The sequence below is a fragment of the Stenotrophomonas sp. HMSC10F06 genome (assembly GCF_001807865.1).
In the GTDB taxonomy this organism is placed as follows: Bacteria; Pseudomonadota; Gammaproteobacteria; order Xanthomonadales; family Xanthomonadaceae; genus Stenotrophomonas; species Stenotrophomonas bentonitica_A.
Window position 1 is genome coordinate 111,426 of record NZ_KV791259.1, and the last position, 2,996, is coordinate 114,421.

The window sequence follows — 2,996 nt, forward strand, 5'->3', positions numbered from 1 at the left end:
GCGATCGCCGGCGTGGTCAACATCATCCTGAAAGAGCGGATGGACGGCAGCGTGCTCAACGTGCGCGGCGGCACCTACACCGAAGGCGGCGGCAGCACCTTCCGCGTCAGCGGCGCGACCGGCTTCAACAGCGCCGACGATCGCCTCAACGTGCTGGTCAATGCCCAGTTCGAGTCGAGCAATCCGATCTGGGGCTACCAGCGCGACGTCACCAAGACGACCAATGGCAAAGGCTACACCGCCCAGGTGCCGACCAATGACTTCCTGGTCGTCAATCCGGCGGCCGGCAACGCCTACCTGATGATGGATCCGAACCTGTGCGCCAACGTCGCCGGCCAGTTCGGTGGTACCACCGTGCTCGGCACGCGTGCGGCCGGCCAGTCCTGCGGCTCGATCTACAGCCCGGGCTACAAGACCGTCAAGAACGGCAAGGACAGCGCGCAGGTCTACAGCTCGTTCACCTTCGATGCCAGTGACAGCCTGCAGCTGTTCGGCGACGTGCTGTACAGCTATGAGGACGTGAAGTACGCCACCGGCTCCAACTACACCTGGTGGGGCACGGCCTCCGGTTACGGTCGCTTCTGGGACCAGACCAGCGGCCAGTGGATGAACCTGCAGCGCGCGTTCGCCCCGGAAGACATCAGCGCCAACGGCTACAAGGACATCCTCAACACCGACCGCAACAAGGCTTACCAGGTGACCCTGGGGGGCCGCGGCACGCTGGGCAACTGGGATTACAGCGCCAGCTTCACCCGCGGCGAGTACAAGCTGACCGAGCGCAATTTCGTGCGCTGGGCCGATCCGATCAACAACTACTTCGAAGAGCACGTACTGGGCCCGCAGTTGGGCACCCGCAGCGGCTACGCAGTGTTCGCGCCGAACTGGGACGCCTTCTATGCGCCGATCCCGGCCGGCGACTTCGCCACCTTCACCGGTTACACGGAGAGCCAGAGCCGCACGTGGCAGAACCTGGGCCGTTTCCAGCTCACCAACGGCACGCTGTTCTCGCTGCCCGGCGGTGATGCCGGTTTCGCCGTCGTTGCCGAAGCCGGCAGCGAAGGCTGGGATTACACCCCGGACGAGCGCCTGATGGACGGCAGCGTATGGGGCACCACCGCGGTCGCCGGTGCAGGCCATCGCAGCAACTACTCGCTGACCTCCGAGCTGCGCCTGCCGCTGCTCGACTCGCTGACCGTCACCGGTTCGGGCCGCTATGACGCCTTCAAGATCGGTGACAGCACCGTCGACAAGGCAACCTACAGTGTCGGCGTCGAGTTCCGTCCGATCGAGAGCCTGCTGTTCCGCGGCAAGTACGGCACCGCGTTCCGCGCGCCCAGCCTGTCCGATGCGTTCCAGGGCCTGAGCGGCTACTACGCCAACGGCTCCACCGACTACTACCGCTGCGGCCAGCTCGGCTATGCGCCGACCGATACCACCGGCTGCGCCTATGACAGCGTCTCGGTGTTCGGCCAGCGTGCCGGCAACCCGGACCTGGAACCGATCACCGCCGATGTGTGGAATGCCGGCGTGGTCTGGGCACCGTTGAGCAACCTGTCCTTCTCGGTCGATTACTACAACTGGAAGATCAAGAACGAAGTCGACACGCTGAGCTCGGACCAGCTGCTGCTGGCCGAGTACTACTGCCGCAACGGCCTGGTCAACAACACCTCGGCCAGCTGCGACAATGTCAACGAGTGGATCACCCGTGATGCGTCCGGCGTTCTGGACGAGATCTACACCCCGAAGATGAACGTGGCCAGCCAGAACCTGCAGGCCATCACCGCCAGTGCCAAGTACGTGCAGGAACTGGGTCGTTTCGGTGCACTGCAGTTCTCCACCAACTACACCAACATGATCAAGCGCGAGCTGCAGCCGCAGCCGGGCGATGAATACCTGGACCTGCTGCGCGATCCGTACAACATGTGGATCTACGACTCCTACGCCAAGGTGCGCGCCGATGGCTCGCTGGCCTGGGCCTTGGACAAGTGGACCACCACGCTGTACTTCAACTATGTCGGCAAGACCCCGAACTACCTGGCTTACGCCGGCAACGGCTATGACTACGTGCACCCCTCGGGCGCCAAGGCTGGCAAGTGGGGTTCGTACACCACCTACAACCTGAGCGTGAACTACCGGGCAGCGGAGAACATGACCTTCTCGGTCATGGTCAACAATGTGTTCAACAAGATGCCCGACAACCAGGCGAGCAACTACCCGGGCACCTCCGGTACGCCTTACAACAATTACTTCTACAACATCTACGGCCGGGCCGTGTATGTGCAGGCCAAGTATGAATTTGGCGGGAAGTAACACGATAGCCACTCAGAACTGACACCAGAAAGCCCCGCCGAAAGGCGGGGCTTTTTTCATGCGGCATCGTACATTCGGAATGGGATTACCGGTTTCATCCCACTTGTTAATCACGGCCCTGTTCAGCAGTCAGCCCGCGGCGCAATATGAATAAAGTTTAATGTTCATCCAGCGCATTGTTTTTCAAGATATTTCCATAACGCCTCGCCTTCGCCGCAGACAGCCCGCGGCCATTCAGCGTATTTCACGTTAAGCGCGTGTTACGTTCGCGGCACGCCGGTACCGACTGAACGCAGAATGAAACACCCAAGGACGGCCATGCAGGCCTGATACCGGATCGTTGTTGCACGCAATCAAGAGGTCCCATGGAAGGGAAAGCCACGACATCACCACTACATGGGGTTGCACATGTCTCGCCAAGGTAATTCGATCTCGCGTCATCCGCTTGCCGCCGCCGTCCTCACCGGCCTGCTGCTCACCAGCGCCACCGTCTTCGCACAGGACAACGCCGCCACCAATCTCGACCGCGTCACCGTCACCGGGTCCTTGATCCCGCAGACCGAGATCGAGAACCACACACCGGTGCTGACCGTCACCGCCGAGGACATCCAGACCCGCGGCTTCACCAGTATCTCCGAGGTGCTGCAGCAATCTTCGCTGACCACCGGCGGCCTGCAGGGCGGCCA

The 2,996-nt window shown here is 62.0% G+C and carries 1 protein-coding gene and 1 pseudogene; both read left to right on the plus strand.

The genetic code is table 11. The features are described from left to right. On the plus strand, positions 1 to 2,310 hold a 2,310-nt coding region (locus tag HMPREF3113_RS04155), incomplete at its 5' end, for a TonB-dependent receptor domain-containing protein (protein WP_254665236.1). 408 nt (positions 2,311 to 2,718) lie between these two features. Beyond that, a pseudogene (locus tag HMPREF3113_RS18920) lies at positions 2,719 to 2,996 on the plus strand (hypothetical protein); the annotation flags it as partial.